This is a genomic window from Microbacterium sp. H1-D42, assembly GCF_022637555.1.
Lineage (GTDB): Bacteria > Actinomycetota > Actinomycetes > Actinomycetales > Microbacteriaceae > Microbacterium.
The window spans coordinates 1,618,994-1,632,333 of the sequence record NZ_CP093342.1 but is presented as its reverse complement, the minus strand read 5'-3'; the positions used below and the strand labels follow the sequence as shown (position 1 = coordinate 1,632,333).

16 protein-coding genes are annotated in these 13,340 nt (G+C 66.6%); 11 read left to right on the top strand and 5 right to left on the bottom strand.

Translation table 11 applies throughout. The features are described 5' to 3' along the window. Positions 1-25 precede the first annotated feature (25 nt). A complete protein-coding gene (locus MNR00_RS07765) occupies positions 26-736 on the top strand; it encodes an exonuclease domain-containing protein (protein ID WP_241928576.1) in 711 nt (236 codons plus the stop codon). A gap of 53 nt (positions 737-789) precedes the next feature. Next, entirely contained in the window at positions 790-1,098 is a 309-nt protein-coding gene (locus tag MNR00_RS07760; RefSeq protein ID WP_241928575.1) for a hypothetical protein, read from the top strand. Positions 1,099-1,187: 89 nt separating this feature from the next. Here MNR00_RS07760 and MNR00_RS07755 read toward each other — a convergent pair whose 3' ends face one another. The 3 genes from MNR00_RS07755 to glgA all read right to left on the bottom strand — a co-directional run bounded on the left by MNR00_RS07755 (position 1,188) and on the right by glgA (position 3,533). After that, positions 1,188-1,445, bottom strand: a complete 258-nt coding sequence (locus tag MNR00_RS07755) for a type B 50S ribosomal protein L31 (RefSeq protein ID WP_241928574.1) — start codon at positions 1,443-1,445, stop codon at positions 1,188-1,190. 102 nt (positions 1,446-1,547) lie between these two features. Further along, on the bottom strand, positions 1,548-2,330 hold the full coding sequence (locus MNR00_RS07750) for an ABC transporter ATP-binding protein (RefSeq protein WP_241928573.1): 783 nt from the start codon (positions 2,328-2,330) through the stop codon (positions 1,548-1,550). An 18-nt stretch (positions 2,331-2,348) separates the two neighbouring features. Then, a complete protein-coding gene (glgA, locus tag MNR00_RS07745) occupies positions 2,349-3,533 on the bottom strand; it encodes a glycogen synthase (protein WP_241928572.1) in 1,185 nt (394 codons plus the stop codon). A gap of 46 nt (positions 3,534-3,579) precedes the next feature. Between glgA and glgC the strand changes: the two genes are divergently transcribed. The 3 genes from glgC to MNR00_RS07730 all read left to right on the top strand — a co-directional run bounded on the left by glgC (position 3,580) and on the right by MNR00_RS07730 (position 6,259). Next, the gene (gene glgC / locus MNR00_RS07740) at positions 3,580-4,821 is read left to right on the top strand and encodes a glucose-1-phosphate adenylyltransferase (protein ID WP_241928571.1); all 1,242 of its coding nucleotides are present in this window, start codon (positions 3,580-3,582) and stop codon (positions 4,819-4,821) included. Between the two features lie 16 nt (positions 4,822-4,837). Further along, positions 4,838-5,473: a phosphoserine phosphatase SerB gene (serB, locus tag MNR00_RS07735; RefSeq protein ID WP_241928570.1), complete on the top strand. Its 636-nt coding sequence runs from the start codon at positions 4,838-4,840 to the stop codon at positions 5,471-5,473. 90 nt (positions 5,474-5,563) lie between these two features. Further along, entirely contained in the window at positions 5,564-6,259 is a 696-nt protein-coding gene (locus tag MNR00_RS07730) for an alpha/beta hydrolase (protein WP_241928569.1), read from the top strand. A 35-nt stretch (positions 6,260-6,294) separates the two neighbouring features. Here MNR00_RS07730 and MNR00_RS07725 read toward each other — a convergent pair whose 3' ends face one another. Next, positions 6,295-7,005 (bottom strand): beta-ketoacyl-ACP reductase, encoded by a 711-nt coding sequence (locus MNR00_RS07725; RefSeq protein ID WP_241928568.1) that lies wholly within the window; start codon positions 7,003-7,005, stop codon positions 6,295-6,297. Positions 7,006-7,219: 214 nt separating this feature from the next. Here MNR00_RS07725 and MNR00_RS07720 point away from each other — a divergent pair, with 214 nt between their 5' ends. Genes MNR00_RS07720 through MNR00_RS07700 form a run of 5 tightly spaced genes read left to right on the top strand, consistent with a single transcriptional unit; the run spans position 7,220 to position 9,917 of the window. Beyond that, positions 7,220-7,879, top strand: coding sequence for a DUF4190 domain-containing protein (locus MNR00_RS07720; RefSeq protein WP_241928567.1), 660 nt, complete (start codon positions 7,220-7,222; stop codon positions 7,877-7,879). A gap of 52 nt (positions 7,880-7,931) precedes the next feature. Next, positions 7,932-8,354, top strand: coding sequence for a DUF3099 domain-containing protein (locus MNR00_RS07715; RefSeq protein WP_347271930.1), 423 nt, complete (start codon positions 7,932-7,934; stop codon positions 8,352-8,354). Beyond that, positions 8,351-8,548 carry a hypothetical protein gene (locus MNR00_RS07710; RefSeq protein WP_241928566.1) on the top strand — a complete coding sequence of 66 codons (198 nt, stop codon included), beginning with the start codon at positions 8,351-8,353 and terminating at the stop codon, positions 8,546-8,548. Before MNR00_RS07715 ends, MNR00_RS07710 begins: the two co-directional genes overlap by 4 nt. Further along, complete coding sequence (locus MNR00_RS07705; protein WP_241928565.1) at positions 8,545-9,360, top strand: SURF1 family protein; 816 nt, start codon at positions 8,545-8,547, stop codon at positions 9,358-9,360. The genes MNR00_RS07710 and MNR00_RS07705 overlap by 4 nt, the downstream gene beginning before the upstream one ends. Continuing rightward, the gene (locus MNR00_RS07700; protein ID WP_241928564.1) at positions 9,360-9,917 is read left to right on the top strand and encodes a GrpB family protein; all 558 of its coding nucleotides are present in this window, start codon (positions 9,360-9,362) and stop codon (positions 9,915-9,917) included. The genes MNR00_RS07705 and MNR00_RS07700 overlap by 1 nt, the downstream gene beginning before the upstream one ends. Before the next feature lie 23 nt (positions 9,918-9,940). On the opposite strand, the gene MNR00_RS07695 is transcribed toward MNR00_RS07700, so the two are convergent. Further along, complete coding sequence (locus MNR00_RS07695; RefSeq protein ID WP_241928563.1) at positions 9,941-10,678, bottom strand: WYL domain-containing protein; 738 nt, start codon at positions 10,676-10,678, stop codon at positions 9,941-9,943. A 284-nt stretch (positions 10,679-10,962) separates the two neighbouring features. Between MNR00_RS07695 and MNR00_RS07690 the strand changes: the two genes are divergently transcribed. Continuing rightward, the gene (locus MNR00_RS07690) at positions 10,963-13,278 is read left to right on the top strand and encodes an excinuclease ABC subunit UvrA (protein WP_241928562.1); all 2,316 of its coding nucleotides are present in this window, start codon (positions 10,963-10,965) and stop codon (positions 13,276-13,278) included. Positions 13,279-13,340 lie beyond the last annotated feature (62 nt).

Here is a 13,340-nt window from a genome sequence, read left to right as displayed (position 1 = left end):
CGGTGCCCTCACCTACCGTGAAGACATGACCACCGCGACGCCACTCCCGACCTGGCTCACCCGCGTGGGCGTGTTCGACCTCGAGACGACGGGCGTCGATGTCACGCAGGATCGCATCGTCACTGCACACGTCGGCGTTCTCGATCGGCACGGACGCGAGATCGCTGCGCGCGACTGGCTGGCGGATCCCGGCATCCCGATCCCCGACGGCGCAGCCGCCGTGCACGGGGTGTCCACCGAGCACGCCAGAGCACACGGGCGTCCGGCCCGTGAGGTCGTCGCGGAGGTCTCCGAGGCGCTGGCCATGCTGTTCTCGCAGAGTATGCCGATCGTGGCATACAACGCCTCGTACGACTTCTCGCTGCTCGCGCATGAGGCGCGCCGGCACGGACTGCCCGAGCTGGCGGCACCCCAGCCGGTCATCGACCCCCTGGTGATCGACAAGGCGCACGACCGCTACCGCCGCGGCAAGCGGACGCTGTCGGTCGTCGCCGAGCACTACGCAGTGCCGTTGGATGCTGCCCACGAGGCCGCCGCCGATGCCATCGCCGCGGGGCGTGTCGCCCTGGCCCTGGCGAAGGAGTTCCCGCTGCCGGAGAGCGCCTTCGAACTGCACACGCAGCAGATCGGCTGGGCGCGCGACCAGGCGGCGAGTCTCACCGAGTACTTCATCAAGGTCGGCCGCCTCGAGCCAGACGAAGCGCTGGACGGCAGCTGGCCGGTGCGCAGCAGCTGACTGTCTGCTCGGCTGGCGGGGCGCACGGGCATCCGCAGGCGTAACCTGGGTTCATGGACGCCGACATCCTGGACGCTGTGCTCGGCTGGGGCACGATCGCCCTGCTGATCGCGGTGCCGGTGGTGCTCGGCGTGATGGGGCTGATCACGCTCTACGCCGACAAACCGCTGGAGCAGAAGTACGTCGCAGGCGGTGGCGGCCTTGCCGGCGGCTTCTCAAGCGGCCTGGATGCTGTCTTCTCCCCCACCGCGCACGAGGCCGCCGTGGAACGGGATCGTCAGACCAAGCGCACGGCTCCTGCGCCGGCGCCAGGCGATCCGCCATGGACCATCGACGCGGATCGCATCCGCATCGACCTCTGAGTCGGCATCAGACCCGACAGGAATCAGCTTCGGACCGCGTGCGGAAATGAAGAAGACCCCGCCGAAGCGGGGTCTTCTCGGTGGGCGACTTACTTGGAAGAGCCGCCGAAGCCCTTGAAGCGCTGGTTGAACTTCTCGACGCGACCGGCCGAGTCCATGATGCGCTGCTTGCCCGTGTAGAACGGGTGCGAGGCCGAGGAGATCTCGACGTCGATGACGGGGTACTCCACGCCGTCCAGCTCGATCGTCTTGTCACTGCCGACGGTCGAACGGGTGAGGAAGGTCTCGCCGGAGCCGAGGTCGCGGAACACGACGGCCTGGTACTCGGGGTGGATGTCAGTCTTCATGGGATTCCTTACGTGGTGCCCTGGATTGTGCCAGGGGCAGGGAAGTCTGTAGTGCGAGCGCACCGAGGGTCTATTCTAGCAGTCCTTCGCCGAGGCTCGTGATCAGGCCGCGCGCGCGGCATAGCGGCCGCCGTCCGAGGTCAGCGCGATCGGCATTCCGAACGCCTCGGTCAGGGCATCCGCCGTCAGCGTCTCGGCGATCGGCCCCTGCGCGACGACGCCGCCGTCGCGCATCAGCATCACGTGCGTGAAGCCGACCGGGATCTCCTCCACGTGGTGGGTGACCATGATCATCGCCGGGGTCATCGGCGATGCCGCGTAGCCACTGAGCAGGTGCAGCAGCTCTTCGCGCGAGCCGAGGTCGAGGCTGGCTGTCGGCTCGTCGAGCAGAAGCAGCTCGGGATCGGTCATCACGGCGCGGGCGATCTGCACCCGCTTCTGCTCACCGTCGCTGAGCGTGCCGAACAGCCGCTCGGCAAGGTGCTCGAGGCGCCAGTCGGCCAGCACGCGGCGTGCGCGGCGCTCGTCGATGCCCTCGTAGGCCTCGTTCCAACGGCCCATCACCGAGTAGGCGGCCGTCATCACCGTGTTCAGCACCGTCTCGTCGCGCGGGATCCGACGGGCCATCGCCGATGAGGCGAAACCGATCCGCGGACGAAGTTCGAACACGTCGGTGCGCCCGAGCGTCTCCTCGAGGATCGTCACGCTTCCCGAGGTCGGGTGCATGAGGGTGTCCGCCAGCTGCAGCAGCGTGGTCTTGCCTGCGCCGTTCGGTCCGAGCACGACCCAACGCTGATCGTCCGAGACCTCCCAGGTCACGTGATCGACGATGTTCCGCCCTTCACGGCGCACGACGACATCGGTGAATTCCAGAGCGCTCGACATGTCGTCCAGCCTATCGGCTCAGGCGGGCAGCTCCTCGTACAGCGCGCGCGTGGTGTCGGCGATCGCCGACCAGCTGAACTGCGTGCGGGCACGCTCACGTCCGGCCGCGCCGTACTCGGCTGCCCGCGCCGGATCTCCGGTGACCTCGGTCAGGGCGTTCGCGAGGTCGGCGACGTAGGCGTCGGGATCGACGGGAGTGCCGGTGCCGTCCTGCACCTGTTCGATCGGGACGAGCCGCCCGGTGACGCCGTCATCGACGACCTCGGGGATCCCACCGGTCGCCGTTCCGACGACAGCGGCGCCGCAGGCCATCGCCTCGAGGTTCACGATGCCGAGCGGCTCGTAGATCGACGGGCAGACGAACGTGGTCGCGGCGGCGAGTATGGCTGACAGCTCGTCACGCGGCAGCATCCGCTCGATCCAGATCACGCCATCGCGGCTCTGCTGCAGCAGCCGCACCCCCTGCTGCACCTCGGCCATGATCTCTGGGGTGTCCGGCGCGCCGGCGCACAGCACCAGCTGCACGTCGGGTGGCAGCAGCTGTGCGGCGCGCAGCAGATACGGCAGTCCCTTCTGCCGGGTGATCCGTCCGACGAACACGACGGACGGGCGCGCAGGATCCATCCCGATGCTCCGCAGGAACTCGGGGTTCTCGACCGGCCGCCACCGCTCGACGTCGATGCCGTTGTGGATCACTCGCACGCGATCCGGATCGACCTGCGGGTAGCTGCGCAGGATGTCCCTTCGCATCCCAGCACTGACGGCGACGATCGCGGCGGCGTTCTCGTAGGCGAGCTTCTCGATCCCGCTCGAGACGGCGTAGCCTCCCCCGAGCTGCTCGGCCTTCCAGGGCCGCAGCGGCTCGAGGCTGTGCGCGGTCAGCACATGCGGAATGCCGTGCAGCTGAGAGGCGATGTGCCCGGCGAAGTTCGCGTACCAGGTGTGGCTGTGCACGACGTCCGCCCCGGCGATGTCGCCGACCATCGCCAGATCGGTGCCGAGTGTCTGCACGGCGGGGTTGGCCGCTACCAGTTCGGCGGGTGTGCGATAGGCGTGCGTACCCGGTTCGCCGCGTTCCGCCCCGAACGCCCGCACCTGCACGTCGATGCTTCGTCGCAGCGCCGCGACGAGTTCGGCGACGTGGACGCCGGCTCCTCCGTAGATCTCCGGCGGGTACTCCTTGGTGATGATGTCGACGCGCATGTCTGCACGGTAGTACAACGACCGCTGAGCGCTCTATGGTGGAGCCATGTCGGCACCCAAGAAGGTTTTCGGGATCATCCTCGCCGGCGGCGAGGGCAAGCGACTGATGCCCCTGACGGCGGATCGGGCGAAACCCGCGGTCCCGTTCGGCGGACAGTACCGGCTCATCGATTTCGCCGTGTCGAACTTGATCAACTCAGGCCTGCGGCAGCTGGTCGTGCTGACCCAGTACAAGTCGCACAGTCTCGACCGGCACATCTCGCAGACCTGGCGTATGTCGTCCCTGTTGGATTCGTACGTGACGTCTGTTCCCGCGCAGCAGCGCCTCGGCAAGCGCTGGTTCTCAGGTTCGGCGGATGCGATCCTGCAGAGCCTGAACCTCATCAACGATGAGAAGCCCGACATCGTCGTGGTGATCGGCGCCGATCACGTCTATCGGATGGACTTCCAGCAGATGGTCGACGCGCATATCGCCTCCGGTGCCGCGGCGACGGTCGCGGGCATCCGACAGCCACTCGCCCTCGCTTCGCAGTTCGGCGTCATCGACGCCGATGAGCAGTCCGGGCGCATCCGCGACTTCCTCGAGAAGCCCACCGACCCCACCGGGCTCGCGGACTCGCCGAACGAGGTGCTGGTGTCGATGGGCAACTACGTCTTCGACACGGACGCACTCATCGCCGCAGTGGAGGCGGATGGTGAATCAGCCACCTCCGGACACGACATGGGCGGCGACATCATCCCGTATTTCGTCGAGCGCGGCGAGGCGGGCTACTACGACATGAAGCAGAACGATGTGCCTGGTTCATCGCCACGCGACCGCTCGTACTGGCGCGACGTGGGAACCATCGACTCGTACTTCGACGCGCACATGGATCTCATCTCGACGCTGCCGATCTTCAACCTCTACAACACCGCCTGGCCCATCCGCACGCAGAGCGTGAACACGCCGCCAGCCAAGTTCGTGCGCGACGCCGTGGGCAGGATCGGCAACGCGATCGACTCGGTCGTGGCCGCGGGCTCTGTGCTCTCGGGCACGCACCTCGAGCGCAGCGTCGTCGGGGTCGGCGGTGTCGCCCTCGGCGGCTCGACCATCACCGACTCGGTGCTGCTCGATCAGGTGGTGATCGGACTGGGTGCGCGGGTGCACCGTGCTGTGCTCGACAAGAACGTCGTGCTCGAGGACGGCGCGACGGTGGGCGTCGATCGGGAACGCGACCTCGAGCGCGGATTCACGGTGACCGACTCGGGGATCACGGTGGTCGGCAAGGGACTGCGCGTCGCGCGCTGACCGGTACGCTCGACGGGTGACTGCCGCGCGCTTCCTCGTCGTCCTCGATGCCGATTCCACGCTCATCCGCAACGAGGTGATCGAGTTGATCGCCGACGAGGCCGGTCGTCGAGCCGAGGTGCAGGCGGCGACCGAGGCGGCCATGCGCGGCGAGGTCGACTTCTCGACGAGCCTGCGTTCGCGGGTCGAGCAGTTGAAGGGCGTGCCGGTGGATGCGTTCGCGCGCGTCCTCGCACGCATCGAGCCGACGCCTGGTGTGCGCGAGCTCACGACGGCCGTGCACGCACGCGGCGGTGTCGTGGGCGTCGTGTCCGGAGGATTCCACGAGATCCTCGACGAGATCGCCCCCGGGCTCGGCGTGGATCGCTGGCGCGCGAACCGTCTCGCAGCCGAGGACGGCGTTCTCTCGGGTGTCGTGGACGGTGAGATCGTGGATGCTGCCGCGAAGGCCTCATCGCTGCGGGACTGGGCGGCCGAGCTGGGCATCGCCCCGCGCGCCACGATCGCGATCGGCGATGGCGCCAACGACCTGAAGATGATGGCTGCCGCCGGGCTCGGCATCGCGTTCAATGCGAAGCCGGCGGTGCGGGCAGCCGCGGCCGTCGTCATCGGCCCGCAGGATCTCTCCGAGGTCATCGCGCTGCTGCCGTGAGTCGCAGCGATGCAGGTTCCTGTTAGGGGCGCCCTGACGTCTGGGGCAGACGCTCTGGCGGATGTCGGACACCCTGATTATCGTCGGGGCATGGACATCATCCTCGTTCCCGGCCTCTGGCTCGACGCGTCCTCTTGGGATCCGGTGCTGCATGCGCTGCGCGCTGCAGGACACCGGCCGCTCGCCCTGACGATGCCCGGAGTGGGCGCACCGGCCGCAGAATCCGCCGACATCGGCATGTCGGACTGGATCGACACCGTCGTGCAGCGGATCGACGAGGCCGAAGAACCGGTCGTGCTGGTCGGCCATTCCGGCGGTGGAAACGTCGTCTGGGGCGCGGCGGATGCCCGCCCTGAGCGTGTGCGAAGGGTCGTGTTCGTCGACACCATCCCACCCGCACCAGGGCGCGGCATCAGCGATTTCCCCCTGGTCGACGGTGTCGTGCCGTTCCCCGGCTGGAAATTCTTCCCCGACGAGGACGTCTACGACATCGATGCCGAGACGCGCGCTCGCACGCTGCCGCTGACGCACAGCGTGCCGGCGCGGGTGCCGACCGACCCGATCTCACTCACCAGGGAGAGCCGACACGGCGTCCCGGTGACGATGTTGATGGGGTCGTACGATCAGGCGCAGGTCGACGCCGAGGTGGACGACTGGGGTCCGTACGGCGAGGAATACAGGTCGATCGCCCGCGCCGAGGTCGTGAAGATCGGGTCTGGCCACTGGCCGCAGTTCACCGTGCCCGAGAGGCTCGCCGAACTGCTCGTGGTCGCGGTGGATCAGTAGACCGCATTCAGCAGGTCGCGCTCAGCAGGTCGGGATCAGTGCCCCATGCCGAGCCCGCCGTCGACGGGGATGACGGCGCCGGAGATGTACCCGGCGTCGTCGCCCGCGAGCCACACGACCGCTCCCGCGACCTCGTCGGGCGTCGCGAAGCGGCCCGCGGGGATGCTGGCCTTGTACTGCTTCTGCGTCTCCTCTGGAAGCTCCGCCGTCATGTCGGTCTCGATGAATCCGGGGGCCACGACGTTCGCGGTGATGCCGCGGCCGCCGAGCTCGCGGGTCAGCGAGCGGGCGAAGCCGACCAGTGCGCTCTTGGACGCTGCGTAGTTGACCTGCCCGGCCGAGCCGTACAGGCCCACGACGCTGGAGATGAGGATCACGCGACCGAAGCGGGCACGCAGCATTCCCTTCGACGCTCGCTTGACGACGCGGAACGAGCCGCCGAGGTTCGTCGAGACGACGCTGTCGAAGTCTTCCTCGCTCATGCGCATCAACAGGGTGTCCTTGGTGATGCCGGCGTTCGCGACGACGATCTCGACCGGTCCGAGCTCCTGCTCGACCTCGGTGAACGCGGCGTCGACCTGGGCGGCATCCGTCACGTCGGCGCGGACCGTGAACGTGCCTTCAGGGCCCTCGCCGCTGCGTGCGGTCACCGCGACGCGGTAGCCGTCGCGGACGAAGCGTTCGGCGATGGCGCGGCCGATGCCGCGGTTACCACCGGTGACGAGGACGACGCGACCAGCGCTCATGTTCGGGCTCCTGACTGGGGTGAACGGACGCAGGCCATCCTACCGACGGCTGCGTGTCCGACCGCGCCGCGCATGCGAGGGGCGCGCGTGTTTGACGGGCGCGCGTGTTTGACGGGCGCGCGTGCTTGACGGGCCCGTCTGTTTGACATGCCCGTCTGTTTGACATGCCCGTCGCGGACTGCGAATGTTCAGGTGGAGTGCAGAGGGGAACGCAGTGAGCGACCAGAACGATGGCCAGGGGTACGGACCCCGGTACGGCGACCAGGGGAACGAGGACGCGATCCCGACCCTGCCCCTGACTCCCTACGCTCCCCCGCAGTACCTTCCACCGCCTGCCCCGCCGGCGGTGCAGCCGCCATACGGCCAGTCCCCGTATGGCCAGGCTCCGCACAGCCAAACCCAATACGGCCAGGCTCAGCTCGGCCAGGCGCCGTATGGCCAGGCTCTCAATGTGCAGCCCGGCTATGTGCAGCCCGGCTACCCGCAACCCACGTATGCCCAACCCGGCTATGTGCAACCCGGATACGCCCAGCCCACGGCCTATGGCTACGCCGGCACGCCGTATGCACCCGTGCGCCCGACCAACGGGCTCGCCGTCGCGTCGCTGATCTGCGGAATAGTCGGCATCTTCGCAAGCCCGTTCATCTTCGTGTTCTTCCTTCCGGTGGCTCTGCCGATCGCAGCCGTGATCATGGGTCACATCGCGCGTTCGCAGCTGCGGCGAAACCCGCAGATGACCGGATCGGGCATGGCGCTCACCGGCCTCATACTCGGCTACATCCCCATCGTGCTCAGCGCGCTCGGACTCATCGCCCTGCTGGTCGGCATCGTCCTGTTCGGCGGGTTCATGTCGGACCCGTCATTCATGAGCTGAGGGCCGAGCTTCGGCATCCGACGCCGTCCGCGCGGCGTAGGCTGGATGCACTGTGAAACACGTCGGACATGCCCCCTCCGTCACCTCCCTGCCGAAGTCCCCGCAGGAAGAGGCGACGCATCGTGTGCGCCGTTATGCGCTCACGATGGGGATTCGCACGGTCTGCTTCCTGGCCATGGCGCTGGTGCAGCCGATCGGCTGGTGGACCTGGGTGTTCGCCGCCGCAGCCATCTTCCTGCCGTACGTCGCGGTCGTCTACGCCAACGCCGGTGAGGACAGCACTCCGTCCAATGTGGAGTCGCCCGTCATGCAGATCGAGATGACACCGACTGCCGCGGATCCCGGTGTTGAGGAGATCTCGGGCGTGTTCACGATCCGCGAGCAGAACGAAGCATCCGAGCAGAAGGACGCATCCGGGCAGGATGCTCCAGACGTCGAGGGTGGCAGCGATGCGCCGAAGGGCGATGCACGATGACTGCCGAGTTCGAGTGCGCTCGGGCGGCGTGCCGCGAGACCGCCACGCATCACATCGTGTGGCGCAACCCTCGCATCCACGACGTCGATCGACGCAAGATCTGGCTCGCGTGCGATGAGCACGTCGGGTTCCTCAGCGAGTATCTGAAGGCCAGAGATTTTCCTGTCGAGGTCAAGGAGGGGTTGCCCGAGTGAAGCAGACACTCCTTCGCTGGGGCGCCTATGTGCTGGTCGCGATCGCCTTCGCCATCGCCTGCGTCTTCCTGTCGCAGTGGCAGTTCGACCGCAACGAGTCGCGAGCGACCCAGATCGCCCTCGTCGAGAACAACTACGACGCCCAGCCAGTTCCGCTCGCTGATCTCGTCGGCGCGGACGGCCGGCTCACGCCCGCGGATGAGTGGCGTCCCGTCGAACTGCACGGCGAGTACCTCTCCGACCAGCAGCTGCTGGCGCGCAACCGCCCGCACGGCGGGACGAGCGCTTTCGAGGTGCTGGTGCCGTTCCAGGATGTTTCGGGGCAGGTGCTGCTGGTCAACCGCGGCTGGGTGCGACCGGCCGAGGACTCCAGCCCGTCTGCCGTGCCGGCTCCCCCGTCGGGCGAGACCACCGTGGTCGTGCGGCTGCGCCCTGGCGAGGCTCTGCCGGCGTCCGGTCGTGGCGCCCCCGAGGGCCAGGTGCCGACCATCAACCTGCCGACCGTCGCGGAACGGGTGAACCCCGACCTCATCACCGGCGCCTACGGCCAGCTGGTCTCCGAGGATCCGGCGTCCGCGACCACCCTACCCGGCTTCGACAAGCCGACCGAGGACCCCGGTCCCCACCTGTCGTACGCGATCCAGTGGATCCTGTTCGCGATCATGGGCTTCGCGTTCATCGGCTACATCATCCGCACCGAGATCGTGAAGGCCCGCGAGGACGCGGGCGAGATCCCCAAGCAGGAGCCGAAGCGACGCCGAGACCGGGACGCCGACGACGAGGACGCCCTGCTCGACTCCGTGCACGGCTGATGGCTGCCGACGCGTCGCGGCAGCTCGCTGCCGCCTTCAGCGCCGCCGGGCTCGGCCTGCGGCGCGGTGTGGTCGGCCTTGCTCCGGCTTCGGATACCTGGGCGCAGGCATTCCACGACGTGCATGAGGTCCTGGCATCCACTGCTCCCGACTCGGTCGCCGTGATCGAGCACATCGGATCGACCTCCGTGCCTGGCCTTGCCGCGAAGCCGATCATGGACGTGGGCATCGGAGTGCGACCGGGCTCCCGACTCGGCTCACTGGATGATTGGCTCGGCGGACTCGGGATGCTGCTGCGCGGCGACGCGAACGATGTCCGCCCCGACCGCATGTACGGCTACGAGCTGGAGCCGATGATCCGGCTGCTGAATGTGCATGTGCTCGAGCTCGGATCACAGGGGTGGCGCGATTATCTCGCATTCCGCGACCACCTGCGCGCGCATCCGGACGACCGAGACGCCTACGGCGTGCTCAAGCAGAGCCTCGCGACGCAGCATCCCGACGATCGCCTGGCGTACATCGCCGGCAAGGAGTCGTTCATCCTCGACCGACGCTGAACGCGCCCACGCATCGAGTTCGGCTATCTGGTTCCGCGGAGCATTCTGCTTGCGTGATGAGCGAGGTAGTCGCGGAAGTCGTCCGGTGATTCGATCGTGAACTCGATGTCGGTGAGTGTCAGCGAGAGGGCCAGCCATTCGTACGAGTCGACGTGGGCCGTGTAGCGGCACTTCCGTTCGCTGATGGGTTCGATCGTGCCGTCGATGCGGTAAAGGCGGTCAGCCGCATGTTCTGCAGTGTCGTAGAGGGTGAGGACTATGGTGCGTTCGGGGACGCCTTGGAAGCGTGTGTGAAGGTATGCGGGGAGGTCGTCGGCAGGCAGCGGGCGTGGCTGGAAGCGCTCGACGCCCATAAGTACGTTGCTCATTCGGTCGAGTCGGAAGGCACGCCAGTCGCTGCGGTCGCGATCCCATGAGAAGAGATACCAGCGTTGTTGGAGCCGGACCAGACGTGCCGGCTCCACCCCACGCTGTGTGGCGTGGGACGTTTTGGCATAGTCGAAGCTCAGGACTCGGCGGGTTGTGATTGCCTCAGCGACCGTTTTCGCCGTTCCTGTCTCGGGAAGCGCTCCGGCTGTGCTGGATATGTCCGTCGTCGAGATGATGGCGTCGACGGTGCGCCTGAGTCTGGGCGGCAGGATGCGCTGGATCTTTGCTTCGGCTCGCTCCGAAGAAGTCATGGTCTCCTCGCCGACCGTTGCTCCGCTGGCTGCCAATTTCAGACTCAGAACCGTCGCGATCGCTTCGTCGTCTTCGAGCATGAGTGGCGGGAGTGCTCGGCCTGCTACGAGTTGGTAGTGACCGCCGGGACCGCGACTGCTCTGGACGGGATACCCGAGGTTTCGGAGGAACTCGATGTCTCGTCGCAGTGTTCGGGGAGCGCTCTCTGTCGCCCTGGACAGGTCGGGCGCTGTCCATTGGCGTCCGCTCTGCAGCAACGAGAGTAGGCGCAGCATCCGCTCGCGTGGCGTCCTCATCTTTGCTTCTCCTCCTGCCGAACAGGTTGCGGTCACTATCTGGCCACTACTGATCGTAGCGTTGGAGCATGACGACGATGAGTGGGGATCGCGCTGCGTGGATCAGTGTCGAGCAAGCGAGGACCAACAATCTCAAAGAGGTGTCGGTTCGGGTGCCGAAACATCAGATAACCGCCTTCACCGGGGTCTCAGGGTCAGGGAAGTCATCTCTCGCCTTCGGCACCATCGCCGCGGACGCCACCCGCTTGGCAGCGGAGTCGTACCCGCTGTTTGTGCGAAACCGTCTGCCGTCCAGCGGTCGAGCTGACGTCGACCGCATCGACGGTCTCATGTTCACAACTGTCGTGGATCAGCGCCCTTTCACGGGCAATGCGAGATCGACCGTTGGCACCGCGAGTGACATCTCACCATTGCTGCGGATGCTCTTCTCTCGTATCGGCGAGCCCCGCGCCGGCTATTCGCCGGCGTACTCGTTCAACGACCCATCCGGGATGTGTCCGAGATGCGAGGGGTTGGGCACGGTTGACGACATCGATCTCGCGCAGTTGCTCGACATGCGGCTGAGCTTGAATCAGGGTGCGATTCGTTTCCCGGCGTTTGAGCCGGGCACCTATCGGTGGTCTCGAATGGTGCATTCCGGCATTGCCGATCCCGAGACGCCCTTATCCGAGTTGCCCGACGACGTGCTCGACAGTCTCCTGTTCGCGGAGAATCTCCGTCTGAGATCCCCAGGCCCCAAATACCCGAAGTCGAGCAACTTCGATGGAGTGATTCCCAGGCTGCGCAACAGCTACCTGCGCAAGACGCCCTCGCGGTTGACCGACGAAGAACGAGCGGGCCTGGCAAGAGTCGTCACTCGCCAGTCCTGTCCCGAGTGCCACGGGGCCCGCTTGAACCAGGCCGCTCGCTCCAGTCTCATAGGCGGTCTGTCGATTGCTGACTGGTCCGCACTACCGGTCAGCGAACTGCGGGACCTGGTGCACAGTGTCCACGACTCGGGTGTGAGTCCGGTCCTCAGAGCGATCAGCGAACGATTGGGATCATTGGACGCCGTGGGATTGGGATACCTGAGCTTGGACAGGCACTCGACAACGCTTTCCGGCGGCGAAGCACAACGGGTGAAGATCGTCAGGCATCTCGGCAGCGCCTTGAGCGACGTCTGCTACATCTTCGACGAGCCCAGCGTCGGCCTCCATCCACACGATGTTCACCGGCTGCTCAGGCTCCTGGCAGATCTTCGTGACGCCCACAACACCGTCCTCGTCGTGGAACACCACCCTACGGTGATCGCTGCCGCCGATCACGTCATCGACCTGGGGCCAGGGGCAGGGACGAACGGCGGTCGCATCGAGTTCGAGGGGACACCCGACGACCTGGCCGCCACGGACACAGCGACCGGTCGGATGCTGCGAGAGCAGATTCGTCTCAACCTCAACCCGCGGACCCCGACGAAGTCGGTGACAGTCGAACATGCCACAGCCCACAACCTTCATGACATCACCGTTGATATCCCGCTCGAAGTCCTCACCGTGGTGACCGGCGTCGCGGGTTCCGGGAAGAGCACCCTCGCCGCCGAAGTCCTCCCAGCTCAACACCCGCAGTTTGTCGTCATCGGCCAAGAACCGCTCCGTGGCGGGAGCCGGTCGACCTCCGCCACCGTGCTGGGAATCGCCGACCCTGTTCGACGTGAGTTCGCTCGCGCCAACCATATGGCACCGTCGTGGTTCAGCCCCAACGCGAAAGGTGCCTGTCCGGTCTGCAAGGGCAAAGGCCTGATCACCACCGACCTCGCGTTTCTCGATGACGTGGACACACCCTGCGAGGCGTGCAGCGGAACCAGGTTCAATCCTCAGGCGCTCTCCGCCAGGTTCAAGGGGCACTCGATTGCAGACGTCCTCACAATGAACGCCTCCCAGTCCCTCGATCTGTTCCGCTCTGTCCGCGACATCACGACACCGCTGGAATGGCTGGAAGACGTCGGGCTGGGGTACCTCAGCATCGGACAAGCGACGAACACACTATCCGGAGGCGAACGCCAGCGACTCCTGCTCGCCAAGCGTCTGAGCGACAGTCCTGAACCCTCGAGATTGCGGCTCGTGCTCGACGAACCGACCGCCGGACTCCATGGCTCCGACACCGACAGACTGCTCCGACTCTTCGACCGGCTCGTAGACGACGGAGCCACCATCACCGTTGTCGAGCACAACCAACGGGTCGTTGCTCACGCGGACTACATCATCGACATCGGCCCCGGTGCAGGGGAACAAGGAGGCACCGTCGTCTACCACGGCCCCCCACAGGGCCTGCTCTCCGCAAGCGGTTCAATTACGGGGAAGTATCTGCTGCCGGCTCACCCCACAATGAGCACCTCGAAGCGAGGATGACGGTCCTTGCGGCTGCGGTGTCAGCTGATGACTTGGTCGCCATCACGACCGACCCTGGCCAG

What these genes read in the sequence shown, in the direction of transcription:
- MNR00_RS07755 (WP_241928574.1), bottom strand. Translation starts at nt 1,445, where the DNA reads ATGAAGACTGACATCCACCCCGAGTACCAGGCCGTCGTGTTCCGCGAC.
- MNR00_RS07710 (WP_241928566.1), top strand. Translation starts at nt 8,351, where the DNA reads ATGACTGCCGAGTTCGAGTGCGCTCGGGCGGCGTGCCGCGAGACCGCC.
- glgC (WP_241928571.1), top strand. Translation starts at nt 3,580, where the DNA reads ATGTCGGCACCCAAGAAGGTTTTCGGGATCATCCTCGCCGGCGGCGAG.
- MNR00_RS07730 (WP_241928569.1), top strand. Translation starts at nt 5,564, where the DNA reads ATGGACATCATCCTCGTTCCCGGCCTCTGGCTCGACGCGTCCTCTTGG.
- MNR00_RS07750 (WP_241928573.1), bottom strand. Translation starts at nt 2,330, where the DNA reads ATGTCGAGCGCTCTGGAATTCACCGATGTCGTCGTGCGCCGTGAAGGG.
- MNR00_RS07700 (WP_241928564.1), top strand. Translation starts at nt 9,360, where the DNA reads ATGGCTGCCGACGCGTCGCGGCAGCTCGCTGCCGCCTTCAGCGCCGCC.
- MNR00_RS07765 (WP_241928576.1), top strand. Translation starts at nt 26, where the DNA reads ATGACCACCGCGACGCCACTCCCGACCTGGCTCACCCGCGTGGGCGTG.
- MNR00_RS07690 (WP_241928562.1), top strand. Translation starts at nt 10,963, where the DNA reads ATGACGACGATGAGTGGGGATCGCGCTGCGTGGATCAGTGTCGAGCAA.
- MNR00_RS07725 (WP_241928568.1), bottom strand. Translation starts at nt 7,005, where the DNA reads ATGAGCGCTGGTCGCGTCGTCCTCGTCACCGGTGGTAACCGCGGCATC.
- glgA (WP_241928572.1), bottom strand. Translation starts at nt 3,533, where the DNA reads ATGCGCGTCGACATCATCACCAAGGAGTACCCGCCGGAGATCTACGGA.
- MNR00_RS07695 (WP_241928563.1), bottom strand. Translation starts at nt 10,678, where the DNA reads ATGCTCGAAGACGACGAAGCGATCGCGACGGTTCTGAGTCTGAAATTG.
- MNR00_RS07760 (WP_241928575.1), top strand. Translation starts at nt 790, where the DNA reads ATGGACGCCGACATCCTGGACGCTGTGCTCGGCTGGGGCACGATCGCC.